Below are 16,705 nucleotides of genomic sequence, written 5' to 3'. Positions count from 1 at the left end.
CGAGCGCACGAGGCACTGTGATGGCCTCGACCGCCCGCCGCTCGCGAAGCGACGAAGTGCCGGGACAGCGACGTCAGTTCCCGTTCCGGGCACTGACCCGCTGCCCGTAGTGGTAGCCGGCCAGGGTCACCGGCTCGAGGGTCGAGGAATCGACAGGCCGGCCGGAGGCGGCGGCCAGCCCGTCGACCGAGGCCGCGAGGTTCGCTGTCAACAGACGGGCGTTGGCCAGGACGAACTCCTCCCAGTCCGCCCCGAGGCCGACCTCGACCTCTGCCACCCGGTGGCCGAGGGATTCCAGCAGACCTACGGTGCGAGCGAGAGCGTCCGCCACTGGCGTGGTGGTGCGGCGTCCACCCCATGCCTGGGCGAGGACACCGATCCGCAGCGAGCCCGGATGGCGGGTGACTTCCTCCGCGTAGGGCCGGGACGGCTGTTGGGCGAAGTAGGGATCACCCGGTTCGGGGCCGCGGATCTGGTCGAGCAGTGCCGCGCTGTCGCGAACGGTACGGCTGACGCTGCCGTGCACGGCGAGCCCGCTGAAGACCTCGTCGGCCTCGGGGCCCATCGAGACCCGGCCCCGGGTGGGCTTCAGCCCGAAGAGGCCGTTGTGGGCGGCGGGTATGCGGAGTGAGCCGGCCGCGTCGGTGGCGTGTGCGACCGGGACCACCCCGGCAGCGACGGCCGCGCCCGCGCCTCCGCTGGATCCGCCCGCGCTCCGCTCCGGGTCCCACGGATTGCGGGTCGGACCGTACAGCTCCGGTTCCGTCGTGATGCTGTAGGCCAACTCCGGAGTCGCGGTACGCCCGAACGTCACGAGGCCGGCCCGACGAAATCGCAGCATCAGGGCGGAGTCGGTGCGGGCGACGTTGCCGGCCGCGAGACGGCTGCCCAGCTCCGTTCGCCTCCCGGCCATGGAGACTCCGATGTCCTTGATCAGGAATGGCACTCCGGCCAGCGGCGAACTGCCCGGGTGGGGCTCGCTGTCGGCCGGCCAGGTCTCCACGACAGCGTTGATCCGGCCGTTGACCGCCTCCGCCGCATCGAGCGCGGCTGCCGTCAGTTCGGCAGGTGTCACCTCTCCGTTGGTCACGAGCTCCGCGAGCCCGACCGCGTCGAAATCCACGTACTCGGCAGCTCTCACTGGCACTCCCGGTGGAAGGTAGGTCGATACCGTTGGGTACCTAATGATACTCAACGGTATCGCGTGGAACGGACTGGTACCGTAGCAGTGATGGGGAGCCCGCGACCGACGGGACGTCACGGAGTGGTCATGGCATCGACCGGCAGAAGGCCGAGCAGGGTGGCGAAACTGCCGCCCCGGGAGCGCATCCTCGACGCGGCGGAGGAACTCTTCCAGAGCGAGGGGATCCGGCGGGTGGGCGTCCAGGCGATCGCCGAGCGGGCCGAGACCACCAAGATGGCGATCTACCGGCACTTCGAAACCAAGGACGCGCTGGTCGCCGAGTGGTTGCGGATCGTCGCCGCCGACTATCAGGCGGCCTTCGACCGGGCCGAGGCCGAACACCCCGGCCGACCCGCAGACCAGATCCTGGCCCTGGCCCGCTTCATCGCCGAGGGACTGCCGGCGATCTCGCACCGGGGCTGCCCGTTCATCAACTCCATCGCCGAACTGCCCGACCGCTCCCATCCCGCACGGCAGGTGATCGAGGAGCACAAGGCCCGTCAGACCCGGAGACTCCTCGCCCTGTGCGCCGCTGCCGGGCTGCCCGACCCCGAGCAGACCGCGGCCGAGATCACCTTCGTACTCGAAGGTGCTCAGGTCAGCACACAGAACGGGAGCATCGATCAGGCGGGGAAGCGACTGATGACGATCGTCGAGGGGATCATCGGCCGGCACCGCCCAGCCTGCGGCTCATCCCGGACGACCACCGAGTGACCGCTCCCGCCTCAGCTCCGCTCCGGCCTCAACTCGGCGTGGACATCGGCGGTGTCCTCACTCGGGACGAGCGTTGCGCCGTTGCCGCGCAACGCCGCGAGTGCGGCTGTGTTGTGCACCGTGGTGTCCGCGACCACGGACCGCGCACCGGCCTCGGCGGCTTCGCCGAGGAGCAAACGGAGTGCGGCACCGCCTACCCCGCGCCCGCGTTGGGAACGGGCGAGCCACATGCCCGTCTCCAGGACTTCCCGGCTACCCCGGACAGCCAGCCGGGCCGACCCCACTGCCCTCCCCTCGTGGACGATCGCGAAGGTGGATTCCCCCAGCGGGCCGGCCAGTCCAGGGCGCCGAGCGCGGTGCCACGCCCGGAAGGCTTCCTGCCGTATCGGCGTCCACCCGGGTGGACCGGCCACAGGAGGCATGACCTCCTCGGGCTCCGCGTCCTCGACGGCCACGGCGAGGAGTTCCTCAAGGCTCGCCTCGTCCACCTGCCGCAGTTCCACCCGGCCGACCACGTCGGTTCCCTCCAGTGCGCGTCGGACACCGGTTGCCGATCCTAACGCCGGAGGCGAAAGTGTGCCGACGGACCGGGGTCGCCGACCCAGCGGCCCGGCAGTTCGGGGTAGACGGTGGCGACGGCGGCGTTGATCGCGGAACAGTCCTCGCAGACGCTGCCGTGCTTCCAGTAGTCGTCGCGAAGCTGGTGGGCGAGCCAGGTGTGGGTGAACGGGTCGACGGCCTCCAGCCGTCGCAACCACATCTCCCCCACCCCCTACCGAGGTATCACCCCCGACTTGCCTCCCCAGCGTGACGCCCAGCCTCCAACCGCCTTCCTACCTTCCTCCCCGTCACCACGGACGAGACAGAGGGAGACGGACGGATGCGCCGCTTCAGGAAGACCCTGACCACTGCCGTACTGACCGCACTGCTGGTCGGCAGCACGGCGGGCTGGGCCTCGGCGGGCAGCGCGAGCGCGCCCAGCGGTCCGCTCCCCGGCACCGCCGCCTGGCTGGCGGACGCCTCCCTGGGGAAGGAGCTACCGGACCCCACCACGGCCGCCCCCGCCGAAGTGGCGGCGTTCTTCGCCGACCTGACCGACGTTCAGCAACAGCGACTCGTCGAGCACCACCCCACCGTGGTGGGCAACCTCGACGGCGCCCCCGTGCACCTCCGACACCAGGCCAACGCCCCGGCAGGCGACCAGGTCCTGGCGTACGACCCACGCGGCCGCGGCCTGATCGCGCAGGTCGTGGGCGACCTGGAGAACGCCACCCACGTCTCGGTGATCGTCCCCGGGTCGGACATCGACATCTCGACGTTCGACCGTACGGCACAGTGGGCCGCCGACCTCCGGGCGGAGGCGAGCGACGACACGGCCGTCATCGCCTGGGCCGGCTACACAACCCCCTCCGGCATCGGGCCCGACCTGGCGACGGGCCGGCTCGCCGAGACCGGCGCCGAGCGCCTCACCCGCTTCACCGACGGCATGGACGCGGCCGGCCTCCCCGCCCCCGCCCTCTTCTGCCACAGCTACGGCTCGGTGGTCTGCGGCCTCGCCGCCCCCGACGCCGACGCGAGCGACATCGTCGTCGTGGGCTCGCCCGGCATGCGCGCCGACAACGTCACCGCCCTCGACACCGATGCCCACGTATGGGCGGCCAAGTCCCCGGACGACTGGATCGACCGCGTCCCCAACGTCGAGATCCTGGGCCTGGGCCACGGCGCGGACCCCACCTCGTCCGGCTTCGGCGCGACCGTCCTGCCCGCCGACGACGTCCCCGCGCACGACGCGTACTTCACTACCGGCACCTCCACCCTGACCGCGTTCGCGGCGATCGCCGGGGGAGACCTGTGATGAAGACACCCACGAAGCTCGCGAAGCTCATCGCCAGGATCGACGACCGGACCCCCGCCCACCGCGACCGCGCCATCGACGGCCTGCGCGCACTGGCGCTCCTGGCCGTCCCGACCGGCCACTGGCTGATCGGCGGCTTCACCCTCGACACCGGCGGCGGCCTGCACAACGCCAGCCCGCTGACCACCTTCGGCGCGCTGGCCCCGGCCGGCTGGATCCTCCAGATGCTGGGCGTCTTCTTCCTGGTCGGCGGCTACTCCTCGTACCTCTCCTACCGGCGCCGCAAGGGCTCGGCCCACGAGTGGATCACCGGCCGGCTCACCCGCCTGGGCCGCCCGGTCCTCGGCGTCACCGCCGTATGGGCGCTGCTGCTTCCCATCCTGCATTACGGCCTCGGCGTTCCGGCCGCCACCCTGCACACCGCGTCGACACTGGTCGTCCAGCCCTTGTGGTTCGTCGGCGTCTACGCCGTGATCACGGCCCTCACGCCGTACTGTCTCCGCGCCTCGCGGCGCCTCGGCTTCTGGTCCGCGGCCCCGCTGCTCGGCTCGGTCGCGGTGGTCGACTTCCTGCGTTACGGGCCGTACGCGGACGCGATGCCGACCTGGTTGAGTCTGCTCAATCTGCTTCCGGGCTGGATGTTCGCCTACCAGTTGGGCGTGTCCTGGGCGGACAAGCGGCTGGGCCGCCGCGAGGCGTGGCTGCTGCTCGCGGGCGGCGCGGCCCTGTTCGCCACCCTGCTGCTCGCCTTCCACTACCCGGCGTCGATGGTGGGCGTGCCCGGCACGTCCCGTACCAACTCCCACCCGCCGTCCCTGCTGGTCCTCGCGCTCGCCGCCGCCCAGTCCGGTGCGGCGATCCTGCTGCGCGACCGGCTGGCCCGGCTGCTCCGGCGTCCCGCCCTGTGGGCCCCGGTCGTGGTCGTCAACCTGTCCGCGATGACGATACTGTGCTGGCACCAGACGGCGATGCTCGCCGCCGCGGTCCCCGCCTCGTACTTCGGCGAGTTCCCCGGCCTGACCACCGCGCCGGACACGGCCGGATGGATCCTCGCGCGGATGGCCTGGATGCCGCTCTTCGCGGGGCTGTTGGTGGCGATCGCGAAATTCGCGCGGCCCCTGGAGACTCCGTGGGACCGCGTCGGCAGGACCCGCCGCGCGGCCGCGGGCGTGCTCGCGGCGGGCTTCGCCTGCTTCGCGCTCGCCGCGTGAGTGGCGTACGGGCACCGCCGTACCACCGTGGCCGGGTGACGGCTCCATGACCCGTCGACACGCCGGACCCGTACGTCCTTCCCGGCCGGGCTGACGAACCACCCGCCCCATTCGGCACCCACCCCACCGAACACTGGAGTACACCCATGTCCTTGGCCGGCGAAACCGCTCCGCCGCACCCCGAGCGGGCCACGGCGAGTCAAACCCCACCGGACACGGGCAGCGAGTTCACACCCCTGCTGCGCGATGTCAAGGGACAGCAGCTGCTCGAACGGCGCACCGGCTGGTACGCACGCACCATGGTGACCAACTCGCTCGGCCTGGCCGCCGTCGTCACCGGCATGGCACTCACCGGCGCTTCGTGGTGGGTACTCGCTCTCGCTCCCGCCCTCGCGGTCCTGAGCGCCCGCACGGCGTTCATCGGCCACGACGCGGGCCATGCACAGATCAGCGGCAACCGCGCCACGAACCGCCGCATCGGACTCATCCACGGCAACCTGCTGCTCGGCATGAGCTACGCGTGGTGGAACGACAAGCACAACCGCCATCACGCCAACCCCAACCACATCGACAAGGACCCCGACGTCGCCGCCGACGTCCTCGTCTTCACCAGTGAGCAGGCCGCCACGCGCACGGGCTTCCGCGGCCGGCTCACCCGACACCAGGCATGGCTCTTCTTCCCCCTCACCCTGCTCGAAGGCCTCGCCCTGAAGGTCCACGGCTTCCAGGACCTGCGCCGTCAGGCCGGCCGCGAGCGCCTGGTCGAGGGCGCGCTCCTCGTCGCCCACATCGCCGGGTACGCCACCCTGCTCCTGACGACCATGCCGCTCGCGCACGCGCTCGTCTTCGCCGCGCTCCACCACGCCCTGTTCGGGCTGCACCTGGGCATGGCCTTCGCGCCCAACCACAAGGGAATGGACATGCCCGACCCCGACGGCGAGAAGTGGGGACACCTGCGACGCCAGGTCCTCACCTCCCGCAACATCAGGGGCACCGTCCTCACCGACTGGTTTCTCGGCGGCCTCAACTACCAGATCGAGCACCACCTGTTCCCCAGCATGCCCCGCCCCCACTTGAAACTCGCCCGGTCCATGGTGAAGGCCCACTGCCGCGACCTCGGGATCCCCTACACGGAGACCGGTCTCATCGACGCCTACCGTCAGGCCCTGCGGCACATGCACGAAGTGGGGGAACCGCTGCGTGCCGACCTCTGAGAATCCGCCGAGTCCGCCCGACAGCTGTGTGTCTCCTGACGCCGTCCCGCCGCACCTAAGCTGGGGCCCATGACCTCAGTGGAGGAGGAACGCCCCCGCGCGCTGCTCGCGGGGGCTTCGCGGCGGTGGGTGCGGCTGCTGCCGTGGGCCGTGGCTTTCGTGCTGTGCGTCGCCCTGCTGCCCACCACCATCCAAGTGCTCAGCGTCGACTACGGGTTGCACGGCGGCATCGCGAGCGGGCTGGCCATCGCGCAGTCGGCACCGCTGCTGCTCGCGGTCGTCCGCCCGCTGCAGGCCTGGTACGTGATCTTCGTCGCGGACGTGGCCGGGGCCCTCGCCCTGCTCACCGTCGACCTGGGGGAGCGGCAGGTGTGGCCGTTCCCGCCCATGGAGATCGTCGGGTACATCGGCCTCTGCCTCGCCCTCGGGCTGCGCGAGCGGCGCCGGACGCTGCTGCTGGTGTGGCTCGCGACAGCGGCCGCGAACGTCGGCCTGGGGTTCGCCGCACCCCACGACACGACTGCCGGGAGCGCACTGCTCACCATCCTCAGCGGCGTCGCACTCGTCCTCGCCGGCGCGCTCCGCGAGCGGTACGAGGTGCAGCGCAGGCTGGCCGAGCAGGAGACGATCAGCGAGGCCGAGCGCGGCCGGCGGACGCTGCTGGAGGAACGCGCCCGCATCGCGCGCGAGTTGCACGACGTGGTGGCGCACCACATGTCCGTCATCACGGTGCAGGCGGACACCGCGGCGTACCGGATCGACGGGCTGCCACCGGACGTGCAGGAGGAGTTCACGTCCATCGCGGCGACCGCGCGCGAGTCGCTCGGCGAGATGCGAAGGCTCCTCGGCGTACTGCGGAACGAGGAGGCGCACGGCGAGCTCGCGCCCCAGCCGGGCCTGACGCGGATCGGCCAGATGGTGGAGGCGACGGTGAGAGCGGGTGTGCCAGTGGAGTTCACCCCCTGCGATGCCGACGTGCCCGAGGCGGTGGGCCTTGCCGCGTACCGCATCGTCCAGGAAGCCCTCGCCAACGTCGTGCGGCACGCGCCGGGCGCCCCGACGCGGGTGTCGGTGTCGGAGCCCGGTACACAGGACGGCGCGCGGCTCACCGTCCTCGTCGTCAACGGACCGCCACCCGAGCCGCCCGCCGCGCCGCTCGAAGAGGGCGGCACCGGGCACGGACTCGTCGGCATGCGCGAACGGGTGCGGATCGCCGGCGGCACCCTCGACGCGGGACCACTGCCGGACGGCGGCTTCCGGGTCGCCGCCCAACTACCTCTGACCGAAAAGGACATCACGTGACAACGCGCGTCATCGTCGTCGACGACCAGGCCATGGTGCGGGCCGGCTTCGCCGCGCTGCTGGCCGCCCAGAGCGACATCGACGTGGTGGGCGAGGCACCCGACGGTGCGCAGGGCGTCGAGCTGAGCCGGCGCACCCATCCCGACGTCGTGCTGATGGACGTCCGCATGCCCGAGATGGACGGCCTCGAGGCCGCACGCCGCCTCCTCGCGCCCCCGCCCGGCGTGACCCACCGGCCGCGCGTCCTGATGCTCACCACGTTCGACGTCGACGACTACGTCTACGAGGCGTTGCGGGCGGGCGCGAGCGGCTTCCTGCTGAAGGACGCGCCGCCGGCCGACCTCATCGCGGCGGTACGCGTCGTGGCCTCGGGCGACGCGCTGCTCGCCCCCTCCGTGACGCGCCGCCTCATCGCGGACTTCGCCCGGCAACGTCCCGCCGCCCGAGGCAAGCCCGCGCTGCGGCTCAAGGCCCTGACGGAACGCGAGACCGAGGTCCTCACCCTGGTGGCCCGCGGCCGGTCCAACGCGGAGATCGCGGAGGATCTGGTGCTGGCCGAGCAGACGGTGAAGACGCACGTGAGCCGCGTCCTCACCAAGCTCGACCTGCGCGACCGCGCCCAGGCGGTGGTCTTCGCGTACGAATCGGGGCTGGTGGCCCCGGGCGAGTAGGACGGCCCCGCGGCCTCTGGCGCTCGCACGGTGCCGACGCGTCGCACCTCTGAGCCCCGTCGGGCGGGTGGGTCGCGTCGGGCAGGTCGGGGTCTCGTCGGGGGCGACTCGCTCGACACCTCCGTACGGCGCAGATGGCAGCCCGGCACCCCGCCACCCCTCCGGCGAAGCGGCGCTCCCTCGCCGGTGCTCCACGCCCGGGACCGGCAAAGGGCGGCGACGGGGCGGAGCCCCGCGTACGCCGGACCGGCGGCAGCCCCCGGGCGGAAGGGAGGCCCTGTCGCTCCTCCACCCCCTACCGCGGTAGCACCGCCACTTTGGCTCCCGCGTATGACGCCCGGCGCACAGCCGTCCTCGCACACTTCACGTCGTCGGAACGAGAAGAGCGCGAGAGGGCGGAACATGAGGCTACGCAGCAACAGGCGGCAGAAGACGGACGACCGACCGGAGGCCCCGGCCGCGACACCCGGCCTCGCCGTCGAACTGCGCGGTGTGCGACGGCGGTACGGCCGCGGCGCGGGCGCCGTGCACGCCCTCGCGGGCGTCGACCTCGCCCTCCCGCGCGGCACGTTCACCGCGGTCATGGGACCGTCCGGGTCCGGCAAGTCCACGTTCCTGCAGTGCGCCGCCGGCCTCGACCGGCCGTCGGAGGGATCCGTGCGCCTCGGCGGTACGGAGATCACCGGTATGAGCGAGGACAAGCTCACCGAGCTCCGCCGCAGCCGCCTCGGCTTCGTCTTCCAGGCGTTCAACCTGCTCCCGTCGCTGACCGTGGAGCAGAACGTGCTGCTGCCCATGCGTCTCGCCGGGCAGCGCCAGGACCGCCGCCGTGCGGCCGCGATGCTCGCGCGGGTCGGGCTCGCCGACAAGGCGCGGCGCCGGCCCGGCGAGCTGTCCGGCGGCCAGCAGCAGCGCGTGGCCGTCGCCCGCGCCCTGGTCACCAGCCCCGACGTGGTCTTCGCGGACGAGCCCACCGGCGCCCTCGACACCGGCACCGCCACCGAGGTCCTCGGTCTGCTGCGGCACGCCGTGGACGCCCTCGGCGCCACCGTCGTCATGGTCACCCACGACCCGGCCGCGGCCGCCTGGGCCGACCGTGTGCTGTTCCTCGCCGACGGCACCTTCGCCGACGGTCTGGAGCGCGGTTCGGCGGAGCAGATCGCGGCGCGGATGACGATGCTGGCCGGCCGTAGCGGCGCGATGGCAGGGGCCGCGGCATGAGGAGCTTCGCCCCGAACGGCCTCGCTCGCGCGGCCGTACGTTTCAAACCCGCCTCGTTCGCGGGTACGTTCGTCGCGCTGATGATGTCCGCGCTGATCGTCGCGGCCTGCGGCATCCTGCTGGAGTCAGGCATCCGCGCCTCGGTGCCCGCGGAGCGGTACGCGAAGGTGCCGGTCGTCGCGGCGGCCGACCAGTCCGCGCGACTCGTCTCCGACACCATCGACGGCCCAGAGGAAACCGCGTACCCGCTGCCGGACACCGCCCGCGTGGACGCGGGGCTGGCGGCGAAGGCCGCCCGGGCGCCGGGCGTCGCCGCCGCGGTGCCGGACTTCACGTTCCCGGTGCGGCAGGGAGACGGGGCGCTCGCCGGCCACGGCTGGGGCTCGCACGCCTTCACCGGCACCGCGCTGTCAGCGGGCGCCGCGCCGCGCGAGGGCGAGGTCGTGCTCGACGCCGCCGCGACCCGTGCGGCGAAGGCCGACGTAGGCGACACCGTCACGCTCGAAACGGCCGCCGGCCGCACGGACTTCCGCGTGTCCGGACTGGCCGGGGCCGGGGCCGGTGACACCGCGGCGGCGGACGCTGCGGTCGGCGGCGAGGCCACGGCCTGGTTCGCCGACGCCGAGGCAGCCACGCTGGCCGGGCACCCCGGCAAGGCGGACGCCATCGCCGTGCTGGCCGAGGACGGCACCGACACCGCCGCCCTCGCCACCGCAGTCGAGAAGTCCCTCGCCGGCTCCGGCGCGCGGGTGCTCACCGGCGACGACCGCGGCGAAGTCGAGGAGCGGGGCCTGGCGTACGCCAAGGAGACACTCACCGCACTCGGCGGCTCCTTCGGCGGGATAGCCACCCTGGTCGCCGTCTTCACCGCGGCCGGCACGGTGGCCCTGTCCGTCGGCCAGCGCATGCGCGAGTTCGCGCTGCTGCGCGCCGTCGGCGCCACCCCGCGGCAGATCCGCCGCGCGGTCGCCGCCGAGGCGTTGCTCGTCGCGCCCGTCGCCGGGCTGGTCGGCTGCCTGCCAGGGATCGCACTGGCGAGTTGGTGGTTCGGGCAGCTGAAGGACCGCGGTGCCATCCCGGAGGCGGTCGATCTGCACGTCTCGTGGATCCCGCTGCTCATCGCCGTCGGGACCGGACTCCTCACGGCGCTCGGCGCCGGCTGGACGGCCGGACGCAGGCCCGCGAAGATCAAGCCGGGGCAGGCGCTGGCAGAAGCCTCGGTGGAGCGGCTGCGGCCGGGCATCGTCCGTACCGTCCTCGGGGTGGCCGCCCTCATCGGCGGCACGGTCCTCGCCGGCGTAGCCGCCTCCGCCGCCGGTGCCGACGCGGCCAACGCCTCCCTCGGCGTCGTCATGCTCTTCATGCTCGCCGTCGGCCTGCTCGGCCCGCTGGTGGCCCGGCTGTGCGCGGCGCTCTTCGGCCTGCTGCTGCGCGGCGGCGGCGCCTCGGCGTCGCTGGCCGCCGCCAATTCCCGAACCAACGCACGCCGGTTGGCCTCCGCGATCACCCCCATCGTGCTGGCGATGGCCTTCGCCTCGACGCTCGTCTTCATGCACACGAGCGAGAGCCATGTCGCCTCGGAACAGCTCCGCGACGGCATCACGGCGGACCACGTCGTGACCAATCCGGCGGGCCTGCCCTCCGGCGCCGCCGACCGGGCCGCCCGCGTTCCAGGCGTCGACGCGGCCGTGAGCCTGCTCGACACGCAGGTCCTGGTGCCCGTGGACTCCGGCGGCGAGACGTCGCTGCAGGGGTGGGCGACCCAGGGCATCTCGGGCTCCGGTGCCCAGCTCGCCGAGGTGCAGGACCTGGACGTACGCGGCGGCAGCCTGGACCGCGTGGGTGAGGGCCGCATCGCCATCGACAAGACCCTCGCCACCGCGGCGAAGGTCAAGGTCGGCGACGAGCTGCCGCTCCGCCTCCCCGACGGCATCGAGGCCCGCCCGGAAGTCGTCGCGGTCTACGGCCGCGGACTGGGTCTGGCGGCGGTGACCATGGACCGCGCCTCCCTGGCCGTCCACGTCACCTCGGGCTTCGACAGCACCCTGCTGGTACGCGGCGGCGACGCGGAGCGGCTCGCCGCACTCGGCGACGTCACCGACGCCTCGGGCTACGCCGTCGAGCGAAACGTGGACCGCGAACTCGGCGCCTGGGCCAACTATGTGATGGCCGCCGTCCTGGGCGGCTTCGCCGCCGTCGCCGCGGTCAACACCCTGGTGATGACGGTCCTGGACCGCCGCCGTGAACTGGCCACCCTCCGCCTCGTCGGTTCCACCCGCCGCCAGGTGCTGCGCATGCTCCGCTGGGAGAGCCTGCTGGTGTCGGCGGCGGGCGTGGCCCTGGGCACAGCCATCGCCCTGATCACACTGACCCCGATGATGCGCGGCCTGACGGGCGAGCTTCCGCACGTACCCCCACTGCTGTACGCCGCGTTCGCCGCGACGGCGGTGGCCCTCGGTCTCGTCGCCGTGACCCTCCCGGCCCGCGCGGCACTGCGCGACCGGGAAACCTGAGACCACGACGCCTAACGGGCACTTCGTGCCGGGAGGCCGAGCGCGGCCGCAAAGGGGAAACGGACCCACCCCCCTGGCAGCAGCCGCCCCCTGTCCCAGTCGATAACCCGTCAGGCCCCGCCGGCACCGTCGTGCGCCCGTGGTACCCCGTAGTGAAGGAGTCTCAATGCAGCAGAGCAGGACCGGAAGCACAGACGCCGGACCGCACACGAGATGGAACGGGCGGCTCATCGGCCTGGTGGCCGTCCTGTCCTTGGTGAACTTCGTGGTCGACTCGGCCATCACCGCACCGCTGCTCGTCCTCCCGGAGATGCTCGACCACTTCGGCACCGATCAGGCGGCGTGGCTCAACGCCACCGCGATGCTGGCGGGAGTGATGTGGGCACCCCTGCTCGGCAAGAGCGCCGACATCCACGGCAAGCGCAGGGTGCTCGTGGTGACGTTACTACTCAGCTGCGCGGGCGCCGTGTTGTGTGCCGTGGCCCCCAGCATCTGGGTGTTCGTGCCAGGTCGCATGCTTCAGGGAGCGTCTCTGGCCGCCGTGTTCCTCTCCGTCGCGATCGTTCGCGGTGTCTGCGCACCCCGCATCGCGATGATCACTGTGGGCATCGTCACCTCCAGCTCCGCAGTACTCAACATCGCGTCCCGCTTCCTCATCGAGAAACTGGCAGTGGAGTTCGGCTTCCAGGTTCTGTTCGTCCTGTCGGCCCTCGTCGCGGCCGCGATGGCGATCTGCGTGCACCGTGTCATCCCCGAATCCCCGGTCAGGGCACCGGGCAGGATCGACGTCGGCGGCGCCCTCCTCCTCGGCGGAGGTCTCGCCGGAGTGCTCAGCTACGTCAGTCTCGGCGCGGACCTCGGCTGGCTCACCGCCGGCCCGCTGGCTCTCCTGGTCGGGGGCGTCGTGGCATTGGCCAGGTGGTTCCTGGTCTCGAGCCGGAAGCCCGACCCCTTGATCGACGTCAGAAACCTCGACGGGCCATTGGTACTCATGCTCCTCGTCGTCTTCCTCGGAGCCGGTTCGTACCAGAGCATGCTTCAGCTCATCCCTCTCATCGGCGACGTCTCGGCGGATCAGCGACTCGGGTACGGGCTGGCGGACCAGGGGTCGGTTGCACTGTTGCTCGCGGCGCCGGGACTCGGAGTCATGCTCGGAGGTCCGGTGGCCGGATGGTTCGCCGCACGCTTCGGCCCGGCCTCGACGTTGGCCGGGGCGGTCATGCTCGGAACGGTGGTGACCATCGGGATGTTCCTGGGAGCTTCCCAGCTTCCCGCCGCCCTCTGCTTCGCCTTCCTGCTGGGTGTCACGGTAGGAGCGCTCGGGACATCCGGCTTCAACATGGCGGGTGCCTTGGCGTCCGCCGAACGGCAGGGCATCGTGTCCAGCCTGGTCATGGTCATGGTCTCGATCGGTTCGGTGGTGCTGAACTTCGTGGGCGCGGCCGTGCTCAAGTCGACCGCCGTGGTCGTCGACGGCGAGACGACGAATTCGGCCACGGGCGTGTTCAGCTACATCGCCATTGCTTCCGGCGCCTTCGCGACAGCCGCGGTACTGGTCGTCATGCTCGTGCGAAGTACCCGCCCCAGCCGCGAATCCCCCAGCCGCAAATCGCCGTCGCCCGACCTCGAGCGGGACCCGGTGCGATGAACCTCTGACGATTTCCGAATGCCGCACGACAGAATGGGGAGTTGGCGAATGGGCACGAGAAGTGCATCGAAGGGCACGGTCCTGATTTCCGGCGCGAGCATCGCGGGTCCCGCCGTGGCGTTCTGGCTGCACCGCTACGGATTCGCGGTGACGGTGGTGGAGAAGTCCACCGGACTACGAGGCGGTGGGTACCCGATCGACGTGCGTGGCACCGCGGTGGAGGTGGCGCGCCGGATGGGGATCCTGCCGCGTCTCCAGGCAGCGCACATCGATTCGCGCCGGGTGACCTTCCTCAATGCCGATGGCAGTGAGGCGGCGGTGGTTCGTCCACAGGCGGTGGTCGGCGGCGTCGAGGGGCGGGACGTCGAGGTGCCTCGCGGGGAGCTGGCGGAAATCCTTTACGGAGCCGTCCGTGACGAGGTGGAGTTCGTGTTCGACGACTCCATAGACGCGCTCACGGAACACGAGCACGGTGTCGACGTCACCTTCCGCAGTGGTGTCCAGCGAACCTTCGACCTGGTCCTGGGTGCGGACGGGCTGCATTCGCGTACCCGGGAGCTCGTGTTCGGCCCCGAGCGGCAGTTCCACCGCTATCTGGGGTACTGCTTCTCCATCTTCACCATGCCCAACACCCTTGGACTCTCGCATGAAGTGCTCATCTGGAACACTCCCGGACGGGCCGCGGCGCTCTACGCGGTCGGGGACAGCGACGAACTGCACGCGTTCCTCAACTTCGCTCACCCGGAACCACCGGGCGAGGTCCTCAGCGGCCGCCCCGAGGTACAACGCGAACTCGTCGCCACCACCTTCGCGGACGACGGCTGGGAAATACCGGCCATGGTCGCCACCATGCGCCACGCGAACGATCCGTTCTTGGACACCGTGAGCCAAGTCCACCTGCCGCGCTGGTCCAGCGGCCGGGTCGCGCTCCTCGGCGACGCCGCCCACGCCCCGTCCTTCCTGACCGGGCAGGGGTCCAGCCTCGCCCTCGTCGGCGCCTACATGCTCGCCGGCTCGCTGGCCGCCCATCGCGACCACACCGCGGCGTTCGCCGCCTACGAGCGCGACACCCGCGGATTCGTCGAGCTGAACCAGGCACAGGTCGGTGCGGGCGACGCGGCACTCTTCCCCACCACCGCCGAAGCCCTCGAAAGGCGCAACAGCAGACTTCGCGGTCTCACCGCCCTGCCACCGAAAACAGGGCGCCCGGCCCACACAGCCCTCACACTGCCCAAATTCACCGGGGACCGACCTGGGAACGGCCAATGGAGGGTGGGTCGACAGACGAGCTCCTGAACGCGACCGTCGAGCGTCCGACTCCCGGCCAGTACCAGGTCGAAGTCGGCCGCACCCTGGAAGGTCGGGTCCAGCCCGGTCCGGCCGGTGAGGACCGGGAAGAGCGTCACCCGCAGACGGTCGACCAGGCCGGCGGCCATCAGCGCCCGGTTCAACTGCAGGCTGCCTGGTCGCGTCGGCCGCGCGGGACGCGGGAATCCGCTGCGTACTGGGTCTCGGTGGACTCGACCATCTTCCCCGACGGGAGCCCACGAGTACGCACCGGTCGGGGAGGGAGCGCGCGGAGCTTCCCGGACGGCTGCCTCCGAAGGCGCGGACGGCCTGCTCCTCGCGGCCCGGAGGACGACGCCGCCTTCTCGACGCACGCGGTGCGCGGCACGGTGACCGCGACTGCCCCCTACCGCACGGTCCTGGCCTGCGAACTGCCCGGCACGGTCCGCGCGTTGCGCGAACCAGGGCAAGGACGCCCTGTATCGTCCAACCCTTGTCAGGCCTGCTCCCGCCTGGACACGGCGCCGACTGGACTCCGTGCCGGTCAGTACTCCGTGACCGTGACGTGCCGGGCCCGCTCGGAGGAAGAAACTGAGGTGTCATCGTGTCCTTGCCGCCACACCGACGTCTGGCCGTAGGCGTCACCGTGATCGCCGCGCTCGCCGGGGGACTCGCTCCCCTCGTGAGCGCGTCGGCCACTCCCATGTCACCCAGTGGCGTCCCCACCCAAGCCGGCACACCGACTTTCCCCGCGCCCGACATGGACGGGGTGGAAGCGGCTCTGAACGCCGCGACGGCCGAGGGCGCTCCAGGCGCCATGGCGCGCTACTCCGGGCCGGGCGGGGTGACGAGCCGGACCGTCGGTGTCCGCGACCGGGTCTCGGGCGCGGCGATGGATACCTCGGCCCGGTTCCGCATCGGCAGCGTCAGCAAGACATTCTCCACGGTCGTGCTTCTCCAGATGGTGGACGAGGGCAAGCTGGAGCTGGACCGTCCGGTCAATCGATACCTGCCCGGCCTGCTGCCCGACGACCGCATCACGGTCCGTCATCTGCTCACCCACCGCAGCGGCCTGGCCGACTACACCGAGGCCATGTTCAACGAGACCGTGCCCGGCTTCGAAGCCGTTCGGAACCGGGTGTTCAGCTACCAGGAGCTTGTCGACCTGTCCCTCGCCGAGCCCCGCACCACCGAGCCGGGCGCTGCGTACAAATACTCGAACGCCAACTTCGTGGTGGTCGGAATGCTCATCGAGAAGCTGACGGGCCGCTCGGTGCGCGCTGCGTACCAGCAGCGCGTCATCGAGCCGTTGCGCCTGCGCCAGACGTCGTACGTGCATCCGAAGACGCGGATCAAGGGTTCGCATGTTCGCGGCTACCTGCACCCCGACGAGTCCGGCGCGCCACTCGTGGATTCCACCGAACAGACCGTGTCCTGGGCGCAGACCGCCGGGGCCTTCATCTCGAGCCCCGGCGACCTGAACACCTTCACCAGCGCGCTCATGCGCGGACGGCTCCTGTCTCCGGCCATGATGAACGCCATGACGACGGTGACGCCGACAGACGCGGCCAACACCCGCTTCTACGGCCTTGGTCTGCGCCGATACGACCTTTCCTGCGGCACTCAGATCTATGGCCACACCGGTACAGTGCAGGGCTACTACACGTACGCCTTCTCGACCCGCGACGGCCGCCGCAGCCTGTCGGCGATGGCGAACACGTCCAACCGCGGCGTAGCCAATACGGCACTCGGCGGCACACTGGAAGCCGCGTTCTGCGGGAAGAAGCCGACACCCCGGCACTCTGCACGCACCTTCGCCGCGCCCGCACACACCGTGGCGCTGCCCGCCGAGCGCGACCTGCCCGAACGGCACTGAGCTCGACCCC

At 71.5% G+C, this 16,705-nt stretch carries 13 protein-coding genes and 2 pseudogenes; 11 read left to right on the top strand and 4 right to left on the bottom strand.

Annotated elements, in window-relative coordinates; all coding sequences use genetic code 11:
- Positions 1–94 precede the first annotated feature (94 nt).
- Positions 95–1,141: pseudogene (locus EBH09_RS01890) on the bottom strand (amidase); the annotation flags it as partial.
- Positions 1,142–1,270: 129 nt separating this feature from the next.
- Here EBH09_RS01890 and EBH09_RS01885 point away from each other — a divergent pair.
- A complete protein-coding gene (locus tag EBH09_RS01885; protein WP_121745286.1) occupies positions 1,271–1,897 on the top strand; it encodes a TetR/AcrR family transcriptional regulator in 627 nt (208 codons plus the stop codon).
- Between the two features lie 11 nt (positions 1,898–1,908).
- Here the strand turns inward: EBH09_RS01885 and EBH09_RS01880 are convergent, their stop codons facing one another.
- Positions 1,909–2,412, bottom strand: coding sequence for a GNAT family protein (locus EBH09_RS01880; protein ID WP_238697151.1), 504 nt, complete (start codon positions 2,410–2,412; stop codon positions 1,909–1,911).
- A 41-nt stretch (positions 2,413–2,453) separates the two neighbouring features.
- Positions 2,454–2,651, bottom strand: a complete 198-nt coding sequence (locus EBH09_RS01875; protein WP_238697232.1) for a hypothetical protein — start codon at positions 2,649–2,651, stop codon at positions 2,454–2,456.
- 126 nt (positions 2,652–2,777) lie between these two features.
- Between EBH09_RS01875 and EBH09_RS01870 the strand changes: the two genes are divergently transcribed.
- The 9 genes from EBH09_RS01870 to EBH09_RS01830 all read left to right on the top strand — a co-directional run bounded on the left by EBH09_RS01870 (position 2,778) and on the right by EBH09_RS01830 (position 14,828).
- Positions 2,778–3,752: an alpha/beta hydrolase gene (locus tag EBH09_RS01870; RefSeq protein ID WP_121745284.1), complete on the top strand. Its 975-nt coding sequence runs from the start codon at positions 2,778–2,780 to the stop codon at positions 3,750–3,752.
- Entirely contained in the window at positions 3,752–4,963 is a 1,212-nt protein-coding gene (locus tag EBH09_RS01865; RefSeq protein ID WP_121745283.1) for an acyltransferase, read from the top strand. Before EBH09_RS01870 ends, EBH09_RS01865 begins: the two co-directional genes overlap by 1 nt.
- Positions 4,964–5,109: 146 nt before the next feature.
- Positions 5,110–6,177 (top strand): acyl-CoA desaturase, encoded by a 1,068-nt coding sequence (locus tag EBH09_RS01860; RefSeq protein ID WP_121745282.1) that lies wholly within the window; start codon positions 5,110–5,112, stop codon positions 6,175–6,177.
- A 69-nt stretch (positions 6,178–6,246) separates the two neighbouring features.
- Entirely contained in the window at positions 6,247–7,479 is a 1,233-nt protein-coding gene (locus EBH09_RS01855; protein ID WP_121745281.1) for a histidine kinase, read from the top strand.
- On the top strand, positions 7,476–8,150 hold the full coding sequence (locus EBH09_RS01850; RefSeq protein WP_121745280.1) for a response regulator transcription factor: 675 nt from the start codon (positions 7,476–7,478) through the stop codon (positions 8,148–8,150). The genes EBH09_RS01855 and EBH09_RS01850 overlap by 4 nt, the downstream gene beginning before the upstream one ends.
- Before the next feature lie 402 nt (positions 8,151–8,552).
- Positions 8,553–9,371 (top strand): ABC transporter ATP-binding protein, encoded by an 819-nt coding sequence (locus EBH09_RS01845; RefSeq protein ID WP_121745279.1) that lies wholly within the window; start codon positions 8,553–8,555, stop codon positions 9,369–9,371.
- On the top strand, positions 9,368–11,884 hold the full coding sequence (locus EBH09_RS01840; protein WP_121745278.1) for an ABC transporter permease: 2,517 nt from the start codon (positions 9,368–9,370) through the stop codon (positions 11,882–11,884). The genes EBH09_RS01845 and EBH09_RS01840 overlap by 4 nt, the downstream gene beginning before the upstream one ends.
- Positions 11,885–12,050: 166 nt before the next feature.
- Positions 12,051–13,532, top strand: a complete 1,482-nt coding sequence (locus EBH09_RS01835) for an MFS transporter (RefSeq protein WP_121745277.1) — start codon at positions 12,051–12,053, stop codon at positions 13,530–13,532.
- Positions 13,533–13,580: 48 nt separating this feature from the next.
- A complete protein-coding gene (locus EBH09_RS01830) occupies positions 13,581–14,828 on the top strand; it encodes an FAD-dependent monooxygenase (protein ID WP_121745276.1) in 1,248 nt (415 codons plus the stop codon).
- Here the strand turns inward: EBH09_RS01830 and EBH09_RS01825 are convergent.
- A pseudogene (locus tag EBH09_RS01825) lies at positions 14,798–14,995 on the bottom strand (dihydrofolate reductase family protein); the annotation flags it as partial. The gene EBH09_RS01830 and the pseudogene EBH09_RS01825 overlap by 31 nt on opposite strands.
- 428 nt (positions 14,996–15,423) lie before the next feature.
- Between EBH09_RS01825 and EBH09_RS01820 the strand changes: the two are divergent.
- On the top strand, positions 15,424–16,695 hold the full coding sequence (locus tag EBH09_RS01820) for a serine hydrolase domain-containing protein (protein ID WP_193776067.1): 1,272 nt from the start codon (positions 15,424–15,426) through the stop codon (positions 16,693–16,695).
- The last annotated feature ends 10 nt before the right edge of the window (positions 16,696–16,705 follow it).

Origin of the sequence: Streptomyces sp. E2N166 (assembly GCF_003671715.1) — a bacterium.
Classification (GTDB): domain Bacteria; phylum Actinomycetota; class Actinomycetes; order Streptomycetales; family Streptomycetaceae; genus Streptomyces; species Streptomyces thinghirensis.
This window is presented reverse-complemented; position numbering and strand designations above follow the sequence as displayed.